The 19,393-nt window shown below is 38.9% G+C and carries 22 protein-coding genes; 17 read left to right on the top strand and 5 right to left on the bottom strand.

Annotated elements, in window-relative coordinates:
* Positions 1–24: 24 nt before the first annotated feature.
* The 5 genes from D1B33_RS02640 (at position 25) to D1B33_RS02620 (ending at position 4,610) form a co-directional block, all read left to right on the top strand.
* A complete protein-coding gene (locus tag D1B33_RS02640) occupies positions 25–1,917 on the top strand; it encodes a cytochrome c oxidase subunit I (protein ID WP_118874775.1) in 1,893 nt (630 codons plus the stop codon).
* Positions 1,917–2,540: a cytochrome (ubi)quinol oxidase subunit III gene (locus D1B33_RS02635; RefSeq protein WP_118874774.1), complete on the top strand. Its 624-nt coding sequence runs from the start codon at positions 1,917–1,919 to the stop codon at positions 2,538–2,540. Before D1B33_RS02640 ends, D1B33_RS02635 begins: the two co-directional genes overlap by 1 nt.
* A gap of 1 nt (position 2,541) precedes the next feature.
* Positions 2,542–2,883, top strand: coding sequence for a cytochrome C oxidase subunit IV family protein (locus D1B33_RS02630; RefSeq protein WP_118874773.1), 342 nt, complete (start codon positions 2,542–2,544; stop codon positions 2,881–2,883).
* A gap of 234 nt (positions 2,884–3,117) precedes the next feature.
* On the top strand, positions 3,118–4,038 hold the full coding sequence (gene ctaG, locus D1B33_RS02625) for a cytochrome c oxidase assembly factor CtaG (RefSeq protein WP_118875201.1): 921 nt from the start codon (positions 3,118–3,120) through the stop codon (positions 4,036–4,038).
* 110 nt (positions 4,039–4,148) lie between these two features.
* The gene (locus tag D1B33_RS02620) at positions 4,149–4,610 is read left to right on the top strand and encodes a DUF420 domain-containing protein (protein WP_118874772.1); all 462 of its coding nucleotides are present in this window, start codon (positions 4,149–4,151) and stop codon (positions 4,608–4,610) included.
* Positions 4,611–4,721: 111 nt separating this feature from the next.
* On the opposite strand, the gene D1B33_RS02615 is transcribed toward D1B33_RS02620, so the two are convergent.
* Positions 4,722–5,150 carry a YugN family protein gene (locus tag D1B33_RS02615; protein WP_118874771.1) on the bottom strand — a complete coding sequence of 143 codons (429 nt, stop codon included), beginning with the start codon at positions 5,148–5,150 and terminating at the stop codon, positions 4,722–4,724.
* 149 nt (positions 5,151–5,299) lie between these two features.
* Here D1B33_RS02615 and D1B33_RS02610 point away from each other — a divergent pair, with 149 nt between their 5' ends.
* The 3 genes from D1B33_RS02610 to D1B33_RS02600 all read left to right on the top strand — a co-directional run bounded on the left by D1B33_RS02610 (position 5,300) and on the right by D1B33_RS02600 (position 8,602).
* Positions 5,300–6,370: a CAP domain-containing protein gene (locus D1B33_RS02610; RefSeq protein ID WP_118874770.1), complete on the top strand. Its 1,071-nt coding sequence runs from the start codon at positions 5,300–5,302 to the stop codon at positions 6,368–6,370.
* 171 nt (positions 6,371–6,541) lie between these two features.
* A complete protein-coding gene (locus D1B33_RS02605; RefSeq protein ID WP_118874769.1) occupies positions 6,542–8,014 on the top strand; it encodes a UDP-N-acetylmuramoyl-L-alanyl-D-glutamate--2,6-diaminopimelate ligase in 1,473 nt (490 codons plus the stop codon).
* 141 nt (positions 8,015–8,155) lie between these two features.
* Positions 8,156–8,602 carry a YlbF/YmcA family competence regulator gene (locus tag D1B33_RS02600; protein ID WP_118874768.1) on the top strand — a complete coding sequence of 149 codons (447 nt, stop codon included), beginning with the start codon at positions 8,156–8,158 and terminating at the stop codon, positions 8,600–8,602.
* A gap of 86 nt (positions 8,603–8,688) precedes the next feature.
* Here the strand turns inward: D1B33_RS02600 and D1B33_RS02595 are convergent, their stop codons facing one another.
* Positions 8,689–9,612: a glycerophosphodiester phosphodiesterase family protein gene (locus tag D1B33_RS02595; RefSeq protein ID WP_118874767.1), complete on the bottom strand. Its 924-nt coding sequence runs from the start codon at positions 9,610–9,612 to the stop codon at positions 8,689–8,691.
* A gap of 378 nt (positions 9,613–9,990) precedes the next feature.
* Here D1B33_RS02595 and D1B33_RS02590 point away from each other — a divergent pair, with 378 nt between their 5' ends.
* A complete protein-coding gene (locus D1B33_RS02590) occupies positions 9,991–10,263 on the top strand; it encodes a YlbG family protein (protein WP_118874766.1) in 273 nt (90 codons plus the stop codon).
* A 50-nt stretch (positions 10,264–10,313) separates the two neighbouring features.
* Here the strand turns inward: D1B33_RS02590 and D1B33_RS02585 are convergent, their stop codons facing one another.
* On the bottom strand, positions 10,314–10,703 hold the full coding sequence (locus tag D1B33_RS02585; protein ID WP_118874765.1) for a DUF7147 family protein: 390 nt from the start codon (positions 10,701–10,703) through the stop codon (positions 10,314–10,316).
* 54 nt (positions 10,704–10,757) lie between these two features.
* On the opposite strand from D1B33_RS02585, the gene D1B33_RS02580 reads away from it, so the two are divergent.
* Genes D1B33_RS02580 through coaD form a run of 3 tightly spaced genes read left to right on the top strand, consistent with a single transcriptional unit; the run spans position 10,758 to position 13,265 of the window.
* Positions 10,758–12,167: an RNA polymerase II gene (locus D1B33_RS02580; protein WP_118874764.1), complete on the top strand. Its 1,410-nt coding sequence runs from the start codon at positions 10,758–10,760 to the stop codon at positions 12,165–12,167.
* A gap of 25 nt (positions 12,168–12,192) precedes the next feature.
* Positions 12,193–12,744, top strand: a complete 552-nt coding sequence (gene rsmD, locus D1B33_RS02575) for a 16S rRNA (guanine(966)-N(2))-methyltransferase RsmD (RefSeq protein WP_118874763.1) — start codon at positions 12,193–12,195, stop codon at positions 12,742–12,744.
* 35 nt (positions 12,745–12,779) lie between these two features.
* A complete protein-coding gene (gene coaD / locus D1B33_RS02570) occupies positions 12,780–13,265 on the top strand; it encodes a pantetheine-phosphate adenylyltransferase (RefSeq protein ID WP_118874762.1) in 486 nt (161 codons plus the stop codon).
* Between the two features lie 69 nt (positions 13,266–13,334).
* On the opposite strand, the gene D1B33_RS02565 is transcribed toward coaD, so the two are convergent.
* On the bottom strand, positions 13,335–14,240 hold the full coding sequence (locus D1B33_RS02565; RefSeq protein WP_118874761.1) for a hypothetical protein: 906 nt from the start codon (positions 14,238–14,240) through the stop codon (positions 13,335–13,337).
* 109 nt (positions 14,241–14,349) lie between these two features.
* Here D1B33_RS02565 and D1B33_RS02560 point away from each other — a divergent pair, with 109 nt between their 5' ends.
* On the top strand, positions 14,350–15,402 hold the full coding sequence (locus tag D1B33_RS02560) for a SepM family pheromone-processing serine protease (RefSeq protein ID WP_233549359.1): 1,053 nt from the start codon (positions 14,350–14,352) through the stop codon (positions 15,400–15,402).
* 266 nt (positions 15,403–15,668) lie between these two features.
* On the opposite strand, the gene D1B33_RS02555 is transcribed toward D1B33_RS02560, so the two are convergent.
* Positions 15,669–16,880, bottom strand: coding sequence for a nucleotidyltransferase (locus D1B33_RS02555; protein WP_118874760.1), 1,212 nt, complete (start codon positions 16,878–16,880; stop codon positions 15,669–15,671).
* 335 nt (positions 16,881–17,215) lie between these two features.
* On the opposite strand from D1B33_RS02555, the gene D1B33_RS02550 reads away from it, so the two are divergent.
* From D1B33_RS02550 to D1B33_RS02535, 4 genes are all read left to right on the top strand, one after another.
* A complete protein-coding gene (locus D1B33_RS02550) occupies positions 17,216–17,749 on the top strand; it encodes a YceD family protein (protein ID WP_118874759.1) in 534 nt (177 codons plus the stop codon).
* A 24-nt stretch (positions 17,750–17,773) separates the two neighbouring features.
* Positions 17,774–17,947: a 50S ribosomal protein L32 gene (gene rpmF / locus D1B33_RS02545; protein ID WP_107933823.1), complete on the top strand. Its 174-nt coding sequence runs from the start codon at positions 17,774–17,776 to the stop codon at positions 17,945–17,947.
* Positions 17,948–18,086: 139 nt separating this feature from the next.
* Complete coding sequence (locus tag D1B33_RS02540; RefSeq protein ID WP_118874758.1) at positions 18,087–18,848, top strand: enoyl-CoA hydratase/isomerase family protein; 762 nt, start codon at positions 18,087–18,089, stop codon at positions 18,846–18,848.
* Positions 18,849–18,994: 146 nt separating this feature from the next.
* Positions 18,995–19,390: a transcriptional regulator gene (locus tag D1B33_RS02535; protein WP_118874757.1), complete on the top strand. Its 396-nt coding sequence runs from the start codon at positions 18,995–18,997 to the stop codon at positions 19,388–19,390.
* Positions 19,391–19,393: the final 3 nt, after the last annotated feature.

Genomic DNA, 19,393 nt, shown 5'->3' with positions numbered 1-19,393 from the left:
GTAACCTTGAAGGAGGTAAAAGTTGTGAGCTCTGTCGCAGTCTCAAATAAAAAAGGCTTTGGGGCAACATTATGGGACTATTTAACAACTGTCGATCATAAGAAACTTGGCGTCATGTACTTATTTGCCGGAACTTTGTTCTTTGCAATCGCGGGTTTTGAAGCGCTTTTAATGCGTATCCAGTTAATGATTCCCAACAATGATTTTGTTTCAGCCGGTACTTTTAATGAACTATTAACAATGCATGGTACAACGATGCTGTTCCTGGCAGCGACACCATTGCTGTTTGGCTTTATGAATGCAATTGTACCTTTGCAAATCGGAGCGCGGGATGTTGCGTTTCCATTCCTGAACTCCTTAGGATTTTGGTTGTTCTTTTTAGGGGCCATCTTCTTGCACTTATCATTCTTTTTGGGTGGCGCTCCTGATGCAGGTTGGACAAACTATGCTTCTTTAGCGTTATATTCACCTGGCCATGGTATTGATTTTTATGTCTTAGGGCTGCAAATTTCAGGTGCCGGTACGTTAATTTCCGGTATTAACTTCATTGTGACGATTATCACAATGCGTGCACCAGGTATGACATTTATGCGTATGCCATTATTCACATGGACTACTTTAATTTCCAGTACATTAATTTTATTCGCATTCCCTCCGCTAACAGTTGGGTTATTCTTCATGTTAGTTGACCGTATGTTCGGAGCAAACTTCTTCGATCATACCATGGGTGGTAACACAATTATTTGGGAGCATTTATTCTGGATTTTTGGTCACCCTGAAGTTTATATCTTGGTGTTGCCTGCTTTCGGATTATTCTCTGAAATCATTCCGGTATTTGCTCGCAAACGTTTATTCGGATACTCCTCAATGGTATTCGCTACAATCCTGATCGGTTTCTTAGGGTTCATGGTTTGGGCTCACCATATGTTCACTACTGGACTTGGAGCTACAGCTAACGCGATTTTTGCTGTTGCAACAATGGCCATTGCCGTTCCGACGGGTATGAAGGTATTTAACTGGATTATGACAATTTGGGGCGGTTCGGTTAAAGTGACTGTACCAATGCTATATGCACTTGGTTTCATTCCATCATTCGTAGCTGGTGGGGTAACAGGCGTAATGCAGGCAGCTGCACCGCTTGACTACCAATTACATGATTCTTACTTTATCGTAGCGCATTTCCACTACGTAATCGTTGGTGGTATCGTTACCGCAATCTTTGGTTCAATGCATTTTTATTGGCCAATCATGTTTAACCGTGCTTTAAACGAAAAATTGGGAGTTTTGACATTCTGGATCTTCTTTATTGGATTCCATTTAACATTCTTCCTGCAACATTTCTTAGGTTTAATGGGTATGCCTCGTCGCGTATTCACTTTCCAGGCAGATCAAGGCTGGGATTTATTTAACTTTATTTCATCAATCGGTGCAATCATGATGGCAATCGGGGTAGTATTATTGGTGATCAATATTATTATTACAGCTAAATCGAAACCATTAAATTGCCGTGATTACTGGGGAGACGGACGTTCACTTGAATGGGCCATCAAAACGCCGGTACCGTTCTACAACTTTAAACAAACGCCGCTTATTCGTGGATTCGACCCTTATTGGCTTGAAAAACATGATGGCAATAAAGAAGGTATGATTTATGCAGAGCCGCTTGGTGATATCCATATGCCAAATAACTCCATCTTGCCTTTAGTCATGTCAATCGGGACATTTATCGCTGCATTCGGTGCACTTTATCATCCAGACGGAGTAGCATGGTCAATTCCGGTTATTATAATAGGTCTTGGTATTACTGTTGCTTCAATGATTTTACGTTCCGTGAAAGATGACCTTGGTTACCATGTTCATGTTGAGGAAGTTATTGCAACTGAAGAACATCTTTATGGAAAAGGGGGTAACAAATAATGGAGCATACGAAATTCACCCCGCAAACGTGGCCCGATAAAGCCGAACAAGCCACTATGGAAGGAAGAAACAAATTCGTAGGCATTTGGATTTTCATCTGTAGTGATATTACGCTGTTTGCCAGTGTATTTGCTACTTACCTTTCTTTAAAAGACAAAGGACCTGCTGGCATGGAATTTTCAGCGGCGGAACTTTTTGAATTGCCATTGGCATTTGTTATGACGATGTTATTGTTAACTTCTTCATTAACATCGGTTTATGCTATGTACCATTTGAAAAATCATAATTTCAAAGGCGTTCAAATCTGGATGAGTATTACTGTATTATTGGGTCTCGGATTCCTTGCCCTTGAAATTTATGAATTCTATCATTATGTTCATATTGGATTTGGTTATACACAGTCAGCATTCTCGTCGGCATTCTTTACATTGGTAGGAACGCACGGATTGCACGTTGTTATTGGTCTGGTATGGATTGTCTGCTTAATCGTTCGTAATGCAAAACGTGGACTTAACTTATACAATGCGCCGAAATATTATGCTGCTTCTATTTTCTGGCATTTCATCGACGTTGTTTGGGTATTCATCTTTACTGTAGTATACTTGATGGGGGTGTTAGGATAATATGGGACACGATACACATGTTCAAGCCAAATCTAAAAAACAGTTTGAATACGATCGTCACCACAACGCAATGCACATGCGCAAGCAAGTAATTAATTTTGCAATAATGATTTTCTTGACATTTGTTGCTTTTGCTGTTGTAGTCGCAGATTTTTCACCTTACTTTATTAAACCAGTAATTTTGCTCTTAGCTGGTATTCAAGTTGTATTACAATTGTATTCTTTCATGCATATGGATGATAAGAAAGCAAGCCATATGGGTGTAATTGCCACATTTGTATGGAGTGGCGTATTAATAATATTCCCAGTCTTCCTTACATTCGTAACGATTATCTGGTGGTAAGAAACAATTCAAAAAAACATCAACTATGCTTTGGCTTAGTTGATGTTTTTTTAGCATATTTGTGAAGTATATATTATAAGTGACCGGAGTCCGAGAAGCGAGAATATGAATTTCCTCAACAAATATGCAAGGATAGCAGTTGGAAAATTGCTGAAAATTGTCATAGTTCGTTCATTGATGTTAAGAGGTAAGCATTCTATAATGAATCTATTGAAAATTAAAGGAGCACAAATCATGCCATTAAGTATATTTGGTTTTCAAGCGCTGTGGAGTCCTTATTTAATAGGAGTTATTGTATTTCTAATAGTAGTCTATTTTTTAGTAACAGTTGTCTGGAGAAAGGACTTTAAGGTTAGTGAGCCCTTAAAGAAAAGTGAGGCAACCTATTTTCTTTTAGCAATGATTTTGTTTTATATCATAAAAGGTTCTCCAATTGATTTAATGTCTCATATCATGTTTACATATCATATGGTTCAAATGGCATTTCTTCTATTATTAGTTCCGCTGTTTCTTATTAAGGGAATCCCTTGGTGGGTTTGGAAAGTGATGATCGAGGCACCAGTTGTCCGCAGTATTTTTAAAATATTTACGCAGCCGGTTGTATCTTCATTTGTCTTTGCGCTGATGTTTTCGCTCTATCATATGCCTGGGGTTTTTGATGCCATCAAATTAGATGAAACGTTCCATGGAATATTTACTTTCTTCCTGTTCTTATCTGCATTCTTTATGAATTGGCCGTTGGTAAGCAACATTCCAGGACAAAAGCAAATGAAGCATTTTTATAAAATTGCTTATGTTATTGCGAATGCGGTACTTATTACTCCTGCATGTGCATTGATCATTTTTAATCCGAATCCAATGTATGCAACTTATACAGATGGAGAGGCTTGGTTAAAAGCGATGGAACTTTGTGTTCCGGCAGCGACATTATCCGGATTATCTCTTTCCGGACCGGAATTGTTCAATAATATGAAACCGCTTGAAGACCAACAATTAGGCGGAGTTTTAATGAAAATCATTCAAGAAATTATTTTTGGGATTGTTTTATTTAAAGTGTTCCGACAATGGTGGAGACAGGAGAAGAAAGATGACCATTTTATTACGGAAAAGTCATTAAGAGAATTTCAAGCAAAGAAACAGAGCCAGCAATTTTAACTTCGTTCAGTCGTGGGTCCAACCCTACACCGAAATAGAAAAAGTAGTTTAATACAACGTCTCAACTTATTTGCATTTTGTGGATTGGTTGGTGATAGGAGGATGAAAAAATGGGTGTACCGGTTCTACCAACAATCAGTACTGCATTTATTGTGATTAGTGCCGTACTGGTCGCAATTGGTTGGGGTCTAATTTATAAAAGAAAAATTGAAGCACACAAGAAAGTGATGCTTGCTGCAGGTGTAGCCGCGTTAATTTTCTTCATTATCTATGCTTCTCGAACAATATTTATCGGAAATACTTCCTTTGGCGGTCCAGATGAATTGAAAGTGTATTATACTTTCTTTCTGGTTTTCCATATTACACTGGCAACTGTGGGAGCTGTCTTTGGAATTGTCAGTATTGTAACGGGATTGAAAACAAAACTTAGCATTCATCGAAAAATAGGACCGATAACTAGTATAATCTGGTTTTTTGTTGCCATAACAGGAGTAGCGGTTTATTTATTACTGTATGTTATTTATGAAGGTGGACAAACAACCTCACTGCTTAAAGCAATTTTTGGGTTCTAGCCTTATTCGATAAAGGCGCATATAATTTAAAACAGCCTATAAGCAAAAGCTTATAGGCTGTTTTAGAAAAATCAGATAGATTTTTCGAAGTTCTGTCAGTGAACAGCGGCGTTATCTTGTTGGTACGCGCTCTTCCGTTGAAACGGGATTATCCAAAGTGCTATCAAGTTTGCTTACTGGCACTTCAAGCCCGTATGATAAAAATTCTCTTTTTACATTTGCCAGAATTTGTTCGCATTCATTCACTAAATGTTTAGGGAATACTTCATCTACATATTCTACACCATGTGGGTAGTAATACTTGCCTAGAGCAGGCTTCAAGATTTTAAGGACTGCCGTGTTGTTTCCAACATCCCCTGAAAGGGCGCTGCAGAAAACACGCAAATAATAGCGACCTTCTTTTAAATCAAAGCGTTTGTCGAAAGTCATGCGGTCATAGTCCCAACCACCATCGCAAACAAGGCCGTTTTTCTCCATAACGCTTACAAGCAAGTCTTGTTCGGCAGTTATATTTTCAAGTGTTTTGTTTTCGAAATACATGATTATTAATCCTCCTTTAGCAAAATCGTACAATAAGTATACGCTCATTTTTTATAATAGAGCAAAAATTCTTTCGTTGCAATGGCAACATTGTGTCAACTAATAAATTGATAGAGTACCATTAATTAACTAAAAAGGATAAAAAATTTATGAAAACTCTTTTTCGAATCTTAATCATCCTTTCATTCCTTGCATTGCTATTTTTCTATACTTCTAGCACAAACAATGAGGAACCTTTAGAAGGGCCAAACTATTCATCTCAAATTATACCAAATATGGAAAAGGATTTACAAATTTCGCAAGAAGGGCTTCCGCGTCCAGAACAAGGATTATCGACCTTTATAGGCAAAAGCAGTGAAGAGTTGCTAAAAAAATACGGTGAACCCAGTCGTTATGATCAGTCCTCTTATGGTTATGAATGGTGGATTTATAATCAAGGTTCACCTGAATTTGCAATGTTTGCAGTAGATAATGGAACCATTACCCAAGTTTATACCAATGCACCCAATCCTGATGTTACGCCTTATAGAATAGGCCAAACTTTGGATGAGATTTATCGAATGACTATTATTGATCCAGAAGTAAATGCGGCAATTGATGAAAATATTTATACATTCACGATGAGTGAGGAAGATATGAATACAAGAATTTTAACGAAATTTGATCAAGTGTTCGCGCAATTATATATTGATAGTGAAACTGGCATGTTAAGCGGAATCCGTTTTATGGATAACAAAAGCTTGGTCATGCATCGTCCGTATGAAATGACTTTTGCAGGCGAGTTATTCTCTGCACCTAATCCCACATCGTACTTACTGGAGGAGAGCAGCAAGGCAAGTGCAAAACAATTAACCGATCTGCTTAATATGTTTCGATTAAATCATGGGTTGCTCCCATTGGTTGATGAGGAGCGATTATCAACTGTTGCGATGCAGCATAGTGAGGATATGTATAGCCAAAATTATCTTTCTCATGAATCTCCTACAGAGGGCTCGTTGAAAGAACGATTAAAAAACGAGGGAATTCAGTATGAAAGGGCGGAAGAAATCATTGCGACCTCTTATATTGATTCCATCGAAGCTGTACATGGATGGTTGAATTCAAGCGTTCACCGGGAGATTATGCTAAATGGGGGATTTACCCATATCGGATCAGGAACATTTATAAATTATTATACCCAAGTATTTATCGAAAAAGAGATGCCACAAATCAAACAATAAAGTATTAGAAACCCTTTTAGTCGAGTAAATTGACAAAAGGGTTTTTTTAATCTTCATTGAACCCAAATTACTAATGTTTTCAAAAGTTTGAGAAAGTCATCTATTCGCCTAAGCACTTTCGTGTGTCACGACTTGATACCGAGTCATAAAATAGGGAAAAGGAGTGACAACTTGCAATTAGCGGAACTTTTAAAAGAATGGCCGTGTTCGGTAAAAGGCGGTTCTATTCGAGTAGAAGTTAAAGGCATCGAGGATTATGCACAGGGTGTAAAAGAAGGGGACTTATTTGTTGTACGTAAAGGACGGAACTCGGACGGCTTAAAATATATCAATATAGCACTTGAGAATGGTGCAGTTGGAGTCGTCATTGAAGATGAAAAACAATTGGATTCGCTGAAACTATCTGTACCGGTAATCTGGGTTCCAAATGTGTTGAAATTCATGTCATACAGCGCAGCGAAAATTAACCGCTACCCGGCAGAAGCGATGCAAGTCATTGCCATCACGGGGACAAATGGAAAAACTACGGTTAGCCACTTTATCGGACAGCTATTATACGCACTACATAAAAACGTAATCGTCATTGGAACAAATGGAATCTATATCAATGGGGTTGAAGTTCATCTAGATTATGAACACCTTACAACTTTGCAGCCAAAACATTTGCACAAAATTCTAAAAGTGGCTTTGAGAAAAGGAGTGGAGTATGTAGTACTGGAAGCGTCTTCAATGGGACTGAGCAAGCATCGCCTGGATGATTGTTCCATTAATATTGGGGTATTTTTAAACCTTGCAGAAGATCATATTGAAGATCATGGTTCTTATGAGAAATATAAAGCGGCTAAGCAACTTCTTTCAAGTCTATCGGAACAACTTGTTTTGAATGGCGACGATTCATTTTGCCGGACGGTCGGCCTTCAAGCGAAAAAGAAAAAAGCCTATTTTGGATTGGGCAATCGCGTAGATTATCAATTGCAACTTCTTGCTGAAGGATTAGTGAGCTCTACTTGTTGTTTGCAAAGCAAAAAAGGCCAAAAAGTATTTTCGATTCCTTTTGTAGGGGAACATCATCTGCAAAATGTGATTGCAGCCATAAGCACGGTCAGTGAGCTAGGTTTTGGGGTGGAAGAAATTACGGAAGCTGTCGAAAAGCTTTCATTGCCAAAGGGTAGGTTGGAAGCAATCGAAAATGAAATGAATCTGGATATCTATATTGACTATGCCCATACCGAAGCGGCATTACGAGCAGTATTGCAAACGTTAAATAAGACAGTTAAACGAAACTTGATCGTTGTGTTTAGTTGCGGCGGAGACCGCGATAAACATAAAAGATTGAAAATGGGGGCAGTCGCATCTAAATATGCAGATATGATTTACTTAACATCGGATAACCCCCGCAGCGAAGACCCTGAGCAAATTAATGCACAGATAGCTGCTGGTTTTTCTCCAAAGCAACACTATGAAATGATTTTGGACCGAGCAAAGGCCATTGAAACTGCCATTCAAAATGCCCAGGAAGGGGATACCATCCTGATTGCAGGGAAGGGGCATGAAACCACACAAACAATTGGTTCTGCCGAAATCAAATTTTCTGATAGTGAGAGTGTAAAAATTGCGCTTGATAAATGCACGAAGAAACAATAGCAAAAGTGGAGAACACCTTTTTAGCCTGTATGGATGGATATGCAATGCTGTTAATCGGGTTTTCCAAAAAAAAATAAAACATTCATCATACAATCTTCCTTAAAATCTGCTATGATAATATCAGATTGGAGGAAAATATTGATGATGATGACATCAGAATGGGCCTTCATTTTAGATGAAGCAGATGAATTGAGTGCAATGATCCTCTCTTCAGAACAAGCTCAAAAATTACGTGATGCATATGCTGCTGTCTATGGTGATGAAAGTCTCGTGCACCAGATTTATGCATTCAATCGCATGAAAGAACAATATGAGGATGTACAGCGCTTCGGCAAATACCATCCCGATTATCATATAATTATGAAAAAAATTCGCCAGCAGAAAAGAAGTCTGGATTTAGATGAGCGTGTAGCGAATTTAAAATTAGCGGAGAACGATTTTCAGGATCTGTTGGATGAGATCAGCCTTCTAATCGGAAAATCAGTTTCCGACGCTGTCAAGGTACCGGTAAGCAATCCATTCTTTGCAACAAGCTCCTCTTGTGGAACAGGTTGCGGAAGTGGGGGAAGCTGCTCTTGTTCGGCATAAACATAGCCGCCCTTTAAGGGGCGGCTGTTTTTATGCGGCGAAAGGGACGCAACTGACATAAACAATTAAAGAGGAAGCTCCAGCATTTAATCTTCTTTTGCGCGATTTTGAATCTGTTCGATTGCCTTTACGGCAATATCCGGTCGGTCCGTTACAATGCCTCTTGCGCCATTTTCGATCAAGCGGCAGATTGTTTCTTCATCATCTATTGTCCAATAATGAACAGGAATGTTCAGTTTGGATAAGAAAGCGATAAACCTAGGCGAATCCAATGCTGCAACGCCATGTTTAGGCGGAATTTGGAATACATCCACTTTCGGATGATAAAGATGGCCAAATTGGCTGGTAAAAGCGGTAAAGGCTTTTCTTACATCATTTTCGCCCGCACCCAGAGCCACTTGATTTTGGGCATATAAATTAAATCGATCTACTTGTTCGCTATAAAAACTAGTTACCACTACCTGGTTTTCTGCTTTGAATTCCTCGATTAGCCTCCATAATTTCGAGGGCATCAGGCTACCTTCATACGATTCGGGATGATCTTTGATATCAATGTTGATATACGTATTCGGGAAGATTTCGAAAAGCTCGCGCAATGCAACAATTTCAACTTTTTGATCTTTATAAGGGCTATTGCCGTCCAAATCGACAAAATGATAGCCAAAATTAAACTGTTTTAATTCTTCCAGCGTATAGTCTTTAATAAAACCCGTTCCCTCGCACGTACGGTCGATCGTTTCGTCATGGAAAACGACAATTTCTTCGTCTTTTGTAAGACGTATATCCAGTTCAAAACCATCCACACCCAGTGCGAGCGCTTTTTCAAAGGCCAACATCGTATGTTCGGGTGCCAGGAGGGAACCTCCACGGTGCGCAAGTACAATTGGCCGGCTATATGTTAATACTTCTTTATCTTCTCTCTTTTGAGGTCTCGAGATTGCTTTGCTGCCAGCCCAAGCTGCTGCGCTGGCCGCTGCGATGGCAATCGCTGCTTTCGTTTTTTTCCCCATTAAAATCCTCCTTCAGCATGCAACATCATAATCGCAATATGATTGTTGTTGCCAACCATCTAAATTTAGGTAAATCATTTGTAAACTCTAAAATGATTATAACGGATATTTCCTCTTTGGTGTCATACAAATAAGCATTGAATTGAGGGTGATTTCAAACTTTCATTGCACCCCTAATAATTTGAGTTTTCGATTCAACCCAATAAAACATACAATAATCATATGCCTTTTACTAAAGGCTTGATTCATTCGGTTGTGCGATCTCACCTTTTGTGTTTTCCATTACACAGTAAAGACTTTTAGCGAATGAAGTTAAACTCTGTTGCTATCAAAATTAACCTTATGGTATTCTTTTATGTAAGAAAAGAGGGAAGTGAAATGCAAGAGCGACAAGGTTTAATCATTTATATTCATCAACTGAAGCATGCCAAAAGTTTGAGAAAATATGGACATGTTCATTATATTTCTCGAAAGTTAAAATATGTCGTCATTTATTGTAATCGTTCAGAAATTGACAGTACAATCAATAAAATACAACGCCTTCCTTTCGTGAAAGACGTTGTAGAATCGTTCCGGCCGTTTTTGAAAACCGAGTTTGAAAACGCAAAACCCGATAAGGCAAAAGAATATGATTATAAGGTTGGATTATAATATAAGTCAGTTGAATTTTCCCGCTTGGGATGATTAGCAAAGTTCAAATGCTATTGTTTTGGAGGGATAAAGTGATTCATTCGCAAAATCCCGATTAAATGTTGATAGAACAAAACAGGCTCCGAGAAGAAGGAAGAATGTTTTATTTCCATTGGTATCGCTTTTTTTCCAAGTTCACCCAATGCCTCTTCGAAAATTTGAAGGCGTTTGGAAGGCTTTTCGGGATTATATGGGATTCCTTCCCGGCAAACATATATTGGCATAAATTTGCTTTCCCCAACCGGCTTTAAAGCCACGGCAATGGAAGCAACTTGTGATGATCCGTTATTTGAAATGAAGATGAATGCGTGATGAAATCTTTTTTCGTTCGTTTTAGTTAATTCACAAAGTTCATAAATATCTCCATAACCTTGCCCAAGTTCGATAAATTGCTGTATCAACTTTTACACATCCTTTCCGATAACAATAGTAACACGACCAATGGGGGAAGGTACATGAAATTTGCAATAAGTTTTTTTGGGTTATTATTGCTCGCAATCAGTGGAATGCTCTTCTTCCAGTTTCAAGTCTATTCGAGTCATCTTGAAACGGGGGAAGACAAATTTTCATATACGCAAGAAATAGAAATTACATACCGCAATGGAAGCTTGGACATCCGCCAGCATTTCCGCAACTTACCAAACCAAGAAGTTAACATCTCTTGGCCAAATCTCGCAGTAAGTACAGATTGTTTTTTGGAAACCAAAACCAGCTGCGATCGCTTAAGCGATGATAAAACGAAATTTCTTAGCGGCGAGGCTAGAAATGCATCATTGTCTTATATTATTCCGCTGGATGGCAAGTTGCGTTCCAAACAATTATTAAAAGATATTTTTGTGACATTAAAAAATGGACAGGCTACATATTCTACAGTACATATATCAACCGACAATCAGCTAAAAGGCCAATGGATTACTGGGTTGCCTTTAGTCGGAAATCAAACTTTATCGCTTGTGAACTATTCCATGTTCAGTGGAACAGGAGGAGTGTCGGAAATTTATTGGCAGCGTGGGGAAATGAACATGCACAAAGTCGCGGATCATCTTTCCATTTACTCAGAATCTACCCTCAACACCAAGTTAAGTAAGCAACTAGAATCTCTCGCTTTTTTAAAGGATGAACATTTGGCGATTGTACATGGCAAAAATTTGTCCGGACAACAAGGAAATCGTATATTGTTTATAGATGAGCTTTCAGCAAATGGCATCAACAAAAAGATTTCTTTATTACAAGTTAGTCGTCTGTATGATTTTGAAGAAAGCCCATCGTGGGTACATGAGGTAGTGGCCTCATTTTTAACAAACTCATCAATCGGCGGCAACAAATCGATTGAAATGGTCGATACTTTAAAGGATAGGTTCACGGAGGAGCAATATCGACTTTGGATTGAACAATTGCAAAGCATCAAAGGTGAATCCATTACAGCGCACCGTTTGGATGAAATGCTGTCGGCTGTTTTCGGGGTTTCAACAAACTATTTTACGATGAATGAAAAAACGAAATCGGTTTATCCATTGTTGTATGTTGATGATCGTGAACTGTTTGTTCAGGATAAAAAGCAAGAGAATGTTACGGTTGTTTTAAAAGATGGGAATGTTTTGTATTCGGTAGATACTATCTTAAAGACATTGGGATATAAAACTTCTGTGGGGGAAAACGGATATTACGTCCAAAATGCAACGCAAAATTTCAGATTCCCGCTTCAGTATGGTTTTTATGTATATAACCAACAGCGGTACAATACGATTTCCGAACCCATCACTACCATAGAAGGCGATTATTACATCGAGGAATCATGGTTGCAGCGATTATTCAATGTGGATATTCAAAAAAACGAAGATTCAATTGCTATAAAGACGAACTAATACTATTTAAAGGCATGGTGATACGATGAGAGTTGTAGCAGGCGAGAGAAAAGGAATGCCTTTAAAAGCGGTGACGGGAACAACAACCCGACCTACTACCGACAAAGTAAAAGAATCGATATTCAATATGATTGGACCATTTTTTGATGGCGGCATTGTTTTGGATTTATTTGCAGGAAGCGGTGGGCTTGGCATCGAAACATTAAGCAGGGGGGCCGATCAAGCCATTTTTGTAGAAAAAGATGGCCGTGCTTTTCAAACATTGCAGGACAATCTTAAAAAGTGCCGATATGAAGAAGTGAGTGAAGTTTACAAGACTGATGCTTCACGCGCTGTAAAAGGGTTGATAAAAAGAGAGATTTTAATTGATTATTTATTTTTGGATCCTCCTTACCACAAAAAGGAGTATTATGATTTACTTTTAACATTAATCGAAAATAATAAGCTCTCAAACGAAGCGATTATCGTTTGTGAACATGCAACAGATGTCGCTTTGCCAACGAATTATGGCGCCTATCGATTAATTCGGCAAGAGACATATGGGAGTACAATTATTTCAATTTATCAAAAAGAGTAGAAGAGATGAATTGATAAGGGAAGAGGGAGAAATTGTTGTCTGAAAAAATTGCAGTTGTACCAGGAAGTTTCGATCCAATCACGAATGGGCATTTGGATATCATTCGACGGGCAGCAGACGTTTTTGATGTTGTCTATGTTGCCGTGCTAAATAATTCTTCGAAAAATCCGCTCTTTTCCATTGATGAAAGAATGGCTTTAATAGCCGAAGTGGCAAAAGACTTGCCGAACATTCGCATTGAAAGTTCATCAGGGCTATTGATCGATTATGCCAGAGCAAAAAATGCAAAAGCGATTGTTCGCGGCTTAAGAGCCATTTCGGATTTTGAATATGAGATGCAAATCACGTCCATGAACAAATTTTTGGATGAATCGATTGAAACCTTCTTTATCATGACCAAAAACCAGTATTCTTTTTTAAGTTCAAGCATCGTCAAAGAAGTAGCACAATACGGCGGTACAGTTACAGGTCTGGTTCCTCCGGAAGTAGAAAAGGCATTGCTGCAAAAATTCAATAAGTAGTTCTCTAATAAATCCAAAAAGTTTAACGACAGAATCCTATATTTGATTCTGTCGTTTTTTTATTAACCATCAGAGGAAGATAAAATAAAAAAGAACGGGAATTAATAGAGTGAATAGTATTCTCATTAAAATATAAGGTTTTAATGAGAGTTGTTCGGTTTTCGCAATGACGCCTACTTGCATGTGTATGCTTAAGCTTTGGCATGTTAAGAACGTTGTGAGCAGGATCGGCAATAGCGTTGGTTGGTTGGCAAACAACTCTTGTCCAATTTGCAAGCCGTTTGTCATTTCAAGCATCGCTGCAATGAGCAGCATCAACTGATCCGGGATATCCGGAAAAAAGCTTTTTACAGAATGCATGACAACCGTGTAAATCGTGGTAAAGAAAATAATGGTCGATGCGACAACAAGAACGGTTGGGATGCTATCCTTTACGCTGCTTGTAAAAGGATTGGTCGTTTTTGCCGGAGCCTCCATTGCAATAGGTTGTCCTTTCTTTTCTTTATGAAAATACCGATACGCCCAGAATAAAAAAAGGAGAGATACTCCATGGTATAAAAATAAAAATTGCCAACTGAAAGTCGTACTATTTAATAAATCATTCCCCACAAAGCCTAAAACGAATAAAGGACTGGGACTATGACAAATACTTAGAAGGATGTTTGCTTCGCGGATGGAAATTTGATCGCTCTTTTTTAAGTAACTGATTGTTGCAGCGCCAGTTGGAAATCCCCCCAGGGCACTAATGCCATACGTTTTAAGATAAAGCTTTAATCTTGATGAGGAGTTGCTTGTATTGGGGGTTAATCGAATAAACCATTGTGTCAAGATCAAGTAGGGCAGCAAATAGGGAAAAAGAGCCTCCATGAAAAGGTTTACACCAAGATCGGTTCCTTCATGGGCGATTCCCGGGAAAAGTAAGAGCAAAAAAATTAACGTAATGCATATCAACAAATAGAATAGTGGAATAAGCATCAACTCTCTTCAAATTTTTGTTTTCCAATAGCGCGAGTGCTAAACTAATATATGCGGCTTAATAAAATTTTAGTCTCAAAAAAGGTTTCTTCAGGAGGTGCTTTACAGATTGAGAAAATCGTTCATATCTATACTTTTGCTGGTCATCGTGGTCTTTTTCCTAAGCTTTTATCAACTGGATTATTATATTATGAAGCCTGGTGGTGCTTACGATGTGAGTGAATTTGTAACGGTGGAAAATAGAGATAAAGATCATGCAGGCACCATGAGTTTAATGACGGTTGCCATGGCTCCCGCGACACCTCTTACATATACAATCGCCCATTTTAGAGAGTATCAGGATATTTATAAAGAAGAAGATGTGCGCCAAGAAGAGGAAGATGAAGAAGAATATAATGTTCGTCAATTGGACCTAATGTCGGGTTCGCAATTCAATGCACTTTATGTGGCATTCAAAAAGGCAAACTTGCCTTATACAATTGAGTACCATGGTGTGACGGTGCTCAATGTTTTGGAGGGTGGCGCAGCAGACGGAAAACTGAAACCGGGAGACAAAATTGTTGAAATCGATGGGCAATTAATTGAAAAAGCGGATGAACTTACTGAAATATTGCGCACGAAAAAAGAAAATGACAAAGTTGAACTCGTCATTAGCCGAAATAATGAACTCCTCGATCGAACGCTTACATTAAAACCGATTCCCGGAGCAGGTAAAGGCCAGGTGGGCATCGGAATCACCTACTCCGAAAGCAAGGCAATTAAAACAAAGCCATACGTAAACGTAAATGCCGAAAAGATTGGCGGACCATCCGCAGGCTTAATGTTTACGCTGGAAATTTTGAATCAATTGCTGGAGGAAGATTTAACAAAAGGATATAGCGTAGCCGGTACTGGTCAGATGTTTGAAGACGGTACGGTTGGACGTATTGGCGGCATCGAAAAGAAAATTGTCGCAGCCGATCAAGATGATGTGGAAATCTTTTTCGCTCCAGATGATCTAATCACCGAAGGAATGCTTCAGGCAAATCCCGACATTCAATCGAATTATGAAGCGGCAGTAGAAACGGCTAAAGCCATTAACACCGATATGAAAATCATCCCTGTGAAAACAGTTGATGATGCACTTAATTATCTAGAACAACTTCAGCCGAAAAATAAATAAGGATTTGCTTTTGAAATTTAGCAGTCTTAAGGAGGTGTCTCATTCATGATGGAGACACCTTTTTCTTTGGTTGAGATTTCAGCGGCAAGTGTTACCTCAAATTAGTGTCCCATAGCTCCAACATCTGAGAAATCTTCAATAGTTTAATTTTTACTTTCCCAATCGCGGTACCTATCATAAGGCAAATCTTTATAAAATAAGGAGGATGGCTCCCCAGATTCTTTTCGAGATCATGCGGAATTTTTTTGCCCCTAGCTTTATAAGATTTACATTCGAATTGGCGGGGTTTGATAGTCAGTCGCGATTTTTTGGCCTGTTGCCAACTCAACCCCCAGTGCATACATATCTGTGGCATGAACATCCAGGGAAAGCATGGCATCATCTTTTGTTGAAGCAACGCGGCTGATTAACGGGAGTGAGAATTCTTTTTTATGCTGGGATAAATAAGCTTGGCCGTTCTGTGACATGCCCAGCAATCGAATGTAGGTCGGGTTTGTAAATTGATGCAATGCTTCCTTTGTAATCCCGGTATAAATATGCGTAACCATCCGCTGTAGTCTTGTCCAAGTATATCGTTTCGATTTAATGGCATTCATCAATTCGTTGAATGAATTGCTTCGCTTCGCTGCTTTTATAAGGGCGAATTCAATGCCTTCATTGACATCTGCATATTGGCTTAACTGCTGGGGCGTATTGCGCAAAATCGCATACTTAAGATATGGCCAAAATTTTTCCCAAGAGATAAACGTGTGGTAGTGTTCCATCCAGCTTTCCAATTCGTTGAATGTATGCTGTGGAACAAACTGCTTTATGTTTTCTATGGAATCATTTTCGGCAATTGCTTTTCTGATGCCCGTGGCGCTTGCTATAGAAGAATCCGGATTAATGTCCTCATGAAAGCCTGCTTGAATCCGAGGAATCGTGATGGGTTCGATCGCCAAATTTAACCGCTTTGCAGCCTCGATATAATGGTAGCCCAAAATATTATTGGGTTGCGATAAATCAATCGTTTTCGCGCTTTCTTTTTGCCGAAGTTCCTCATAAGCCTTGAATAAACTTTGCGGATAACTAATTCCTGTTGTCACATACTGTTTAATAAGCGAATTGTAATGTTCGTTTTGCTTATGAATTAAATCGAATGTATTTAAAAATGGGGAAATGGAGCCTTCTTCGCTTCCAAATGCAAAACTTTTACAGCCAATGGCATCCAATAGTTGAATGGCACCTTCGGCAAAAAGGGTTGCATGTGCTGTAGAGTAAACATACGGAAGCTCAATGACGAGATCCACACCATTCATGAGCGCCATTTTCGTGCGGTGATATTTACTGACGAGAGCAGGTTCGCCTCGCTGCAAGAACTGGCCGCTCATAACAGCGATCACTACATCTGCCTGTGTTTTGCTTTTTGATTGACTTATATGATAAAAATGTCCATTATGGAATGGATTATACTCAACAACAACACCAACTGCTTTCATTATGCTACACTCCTGTTAAGGGCAATATTTTCCTTAAAGTCACTTAACTTCATTCAGTAAGGCTCCACCTTCTATAAGTGGTGATTTGGATATGAAAAGTGAATCAATTCGGTGGGGTTCAAAGCCAGACTGAATGAAGTTATAGCCTCCGGCGGATGTCACAGATTTTTAAGGAAGTTTATCGAGCAAGCTCGATAAAATCTGGACGCAAATACGCCAAGGCGCATTTGATTAATTAAATTATATTACTCAATTCGTATAGTGACAAGAAAATATCTTGACATCTAAAATTACACATTATATAATCAACATTGTTGTCTCGAGGTGATTAATGAATGAAATGGTCAATTCATCAATTATCGAAGTATCGCCAAAATGGGATGCCGATAGATGCAGAAGTACAATTAGATGATGTAAAGAAACGAAATCATGATATACGTCATATTTCCCCTGTTCATGTAAAAGGACACTGTACTTTCGGTGCATCGCAAATGACATGTCAATTTACGATGACAGCGACATTGACGCTTCCTTGTGCTCGAACATGGGAAGATGTTGAATTTCCTATCAAAGTCGACGCAGTTGAAATTTTCAGCTGGATCGATTCTGAACTTCGCGGTAATGACGATGAAGACATCCATTATATCGATGGAGAAGTAATCGACTTAAAACCAGTTTTGGAAGAACTTGTTCTGCTTGAAGTGCCGATGCAAGTATTCAAAGAGAATACGGAAGGTACTGTAGAAGGCGGCAAGGGATGGAGTTATTCAACAGAAGATGATGTAGCTCGTCAAAACGAAAATGACGAACCAAAAGTGGATCCAAGACTTGCTGATTTAGCAAAGTATTTTGATCAAACAGATGAATAGATAATCTGTAAGGAGGTGCCAATAATGGCTGTACCATTTAGAAGAACTTCTAAAACTGCAAAAAGAAAGCGTCGTACGCATTTCAAATTATCTGTACCTGGTATGGTAGCATGCCCAAACTGTGGAGAAGCAACTTTATCTCACCACGTTTGTAAAGCTTGTGGTCACTACAAAGGTAAAGAAGTAGTTAGTAAATAATTCAGTATTTACTAGTATCAAGGCTATTAGAGAGGCCATGGCTCTCTAATAGCCTTTTTTAGTTGCCAAAATCTTGTAAAATGAAATTTTCTCTTTTACTATTAGTTGAAGCGGCAATAAAAAAGGGGATGTGCAGGAATTGGCTTATAAAATAGAAACCTACGAGGATTTCATACTTTTTACAATTGATCGGCAAGAGAAAAGAAATGCAGTAAATGGTGAAGTGATGAAAGGCTTGAAAGAAGCAGTTGCTCTTAGTAAAGAACAGGATCATGTTAAATTTTTTGTCATTACAGGAAGCGGCGACAAAGCTTTTTGCTCCGGCGGGGATTTATCGGAATTTCATCGTTTAAAGACTGAGGAGCAGGCATTTGGCATGTTAAGCGAGATGGGTGCTATTTTATATGACTTAGCGACGCTGGAAATTCCGACCATTGCATTGGTTAATGGAGCGGCAGTTGGCGGGGGCTGCGAAATTGCCACCGCATGCGATTACCGGCTGGTTGCAGGTCATGCGAAATGCGGCTTTATTCAAGGAACTTTAGCCATCACGAGTGGATGGGGCGGAGGTACTTATTTGCTTGAAAGAGGCTTGCGGCATGATTATGCTTTGAAAATGCTAAGTGATGCAACAACCTATGATGCGAGACAACTCTATGAAATCGGGTGGGCTACAAAACTCTTTGATAATTCTGGAGAACGAGCGCTGAACGAGTTTATAGCAAAAATGAGAAACTTGCATCCAACAGTACTTCGTGCTTATAAAGAAATTCAATTGCGAAAATGGAAGGAAAGCAAGATGTATAATCGAGTGATGGAGGAAATTCGATTATGCGCGAAACTATGGGAAAGTGATGTACATCATGAAGCGGTAAACCGCTTTTTGAATAAGTCCAACTAGAGAAAAGAAGATAGTTGCATACACTTAATTATTGGGCAAGAGTCGCTTGAAAGAAAATGGTTATGCTACTTCCTATTTTTCGATTAATGGTATTCTATTTATTCTATTGACATGCATATAGTAGTAAAAAATGCGAGGTGATAGAAATGGATGGAAAGCGACGCAAAGATCAATGGACAGCGGACGACGACGAAAAATTAGCGGAAATCGTCATTCAAGCGGTCCAGAATGGAAAAACACAATTAGAAGCTTTCGCCGAAGCTGCGAGTGTTTTAAATCGAACGAAACAAGCTTGCGGCTTTCGTTGGAATAAAACATTGCGGCAACAATACGGCCAAATGTTGAATAGTGTAAGAAAACGTCCGAAGCAATTAATGCGCAGCCATTTAAAACTAGCACTTAATAGTTTTGATGAACTGACGGAAGCATATAACGAATTGGAAATAAAATATCGTGAACTGCAAACCGAACATGAAAGAATACTAAAATGGCTTCAACAAGGAACAAGTTTCATCGAGAATCATCTTCATCAGCATAAATAAAAG

Source organism: Ureibacillus yapensis, from assembly GCF_003515775.1.
Taxonomy (GTDB): Bacteria; Bacillota; Bacilli; order Bacillales_A; family Planococcaceae; genus Ureibacillus; species Ureibacillus yapensis.
This window is presented reverse-complemented; position numbering and strand designations above follow the sequence as displayed.

Bases quoted from the DNA above. Each gene is read 5' to 3' on its own strand.
- D1B33_RS02635 (WP_118874774.1), top strand. From the start codon at position 1,917: ATGGAGCATACGAAATTCACCCCGCAAACGTGGCCCGATAAAGCCGAA.
- D1B33_RS02630 (WP_118874773.1), top strand. From the start codon at position 2,542: ATGGGACACGATACACATGTTCAAGCCAAATCTAAAAAACAGTTTGAA.
- ctaG (WP_118875201.1), top strand. From the start codon at position 3,118: ATGCCATTAAGTATATTTGGTTTTCAAGCGCTGTGGAGTCCTTATTTA.
- D1B33_RS02620 (WP_118874772.1), top strand. From the start codon at position 4,149: ATGGGTGTACCGGTTCTACCAACAATCAGTACTGCATTTATTGTGATT.
- D1B33_RS02615 (WP_118874771.1), bottom strand. From the start codon at position 5,150: ATGTATTTCGAAAACAAAACACTTGAAAATATAACTGCCGAACAAGAC.
- D1B33_RS02610 (WP_118874770.1), top strand. From the start codon at position 5,300: ATGAAAACTCTTTTTCGAATCTTAATCATCCTTTCATTCCTTGCATTG.
- D1B33_RS02600 (WP_118874768.1), top strand. From the start codon at position 8,156: ATGATGATGACATCAGAATGGGCCTTCATTTTAGATGAAGCAGATGAA.
- D1B33_RS02595 (WP_118874767.1), bottom strand. From the start codon at position 9,612: ATGGGGAAAAAAACGAAAGCAGCGATTGCCATCGCAGCGGCCAGCGCA.
- D1B33_RS02590 (WP_118874766.1), top strand. From the start codon at position 9,991: ATGCAAGAGCGACAAGGTTTAATCATTTATATTCATCAACTGAAGCAT.
- D1B33_RS02580 (WP_118874764.1), top strand. From the start codon at position 10,758: ATGAAATTTGCAATAAGTTTTTTTGGGTTATTATTGCTCGCAATCAGT.
- rsmD (WP_118874763.1), top strand. From the start codon at position 12,193: ATGAGAGTTGTAGCAGGCGAGAGAAAAGGAATGCCTTTAAAAGCGGTG.
- D1B33_RS02565 (WP_118874761.1), bottom strand. From the start codon at position 14,240: ATGCTTATTCCACTATTCTATTTGTTGATATGCATTACGTTAATTTTT.
- D1B33_RS02555 (WP_118874760.1), bottom strand. From the start codon at position 16,880: ATGAAAGCAGTTGGTGTTGTTGTTGAGTATAATCCATTCCATAATGGA.
- D1B33_RS02550 (WP_118874759.1), top strand. From the start codon at position 17,216: ATGAAATGGTCAATTCATCAATTATCGAAGTATCGCCAAAATGGGATG.
- rpmF (WP_107933823.1), top strand. From the start codon at position 17,774: ATGGCTGTACCATTTAGAAGAACTTCTAAAACTGCAAAAAGAAAGCGT.
- D1B33_RS02535 (WP_118874757.1), top strand. From the start codon at position 18,995: ATGGATGGAAAGCGACGCAAAGATCAATGGACAGCGGACGACGACGAA.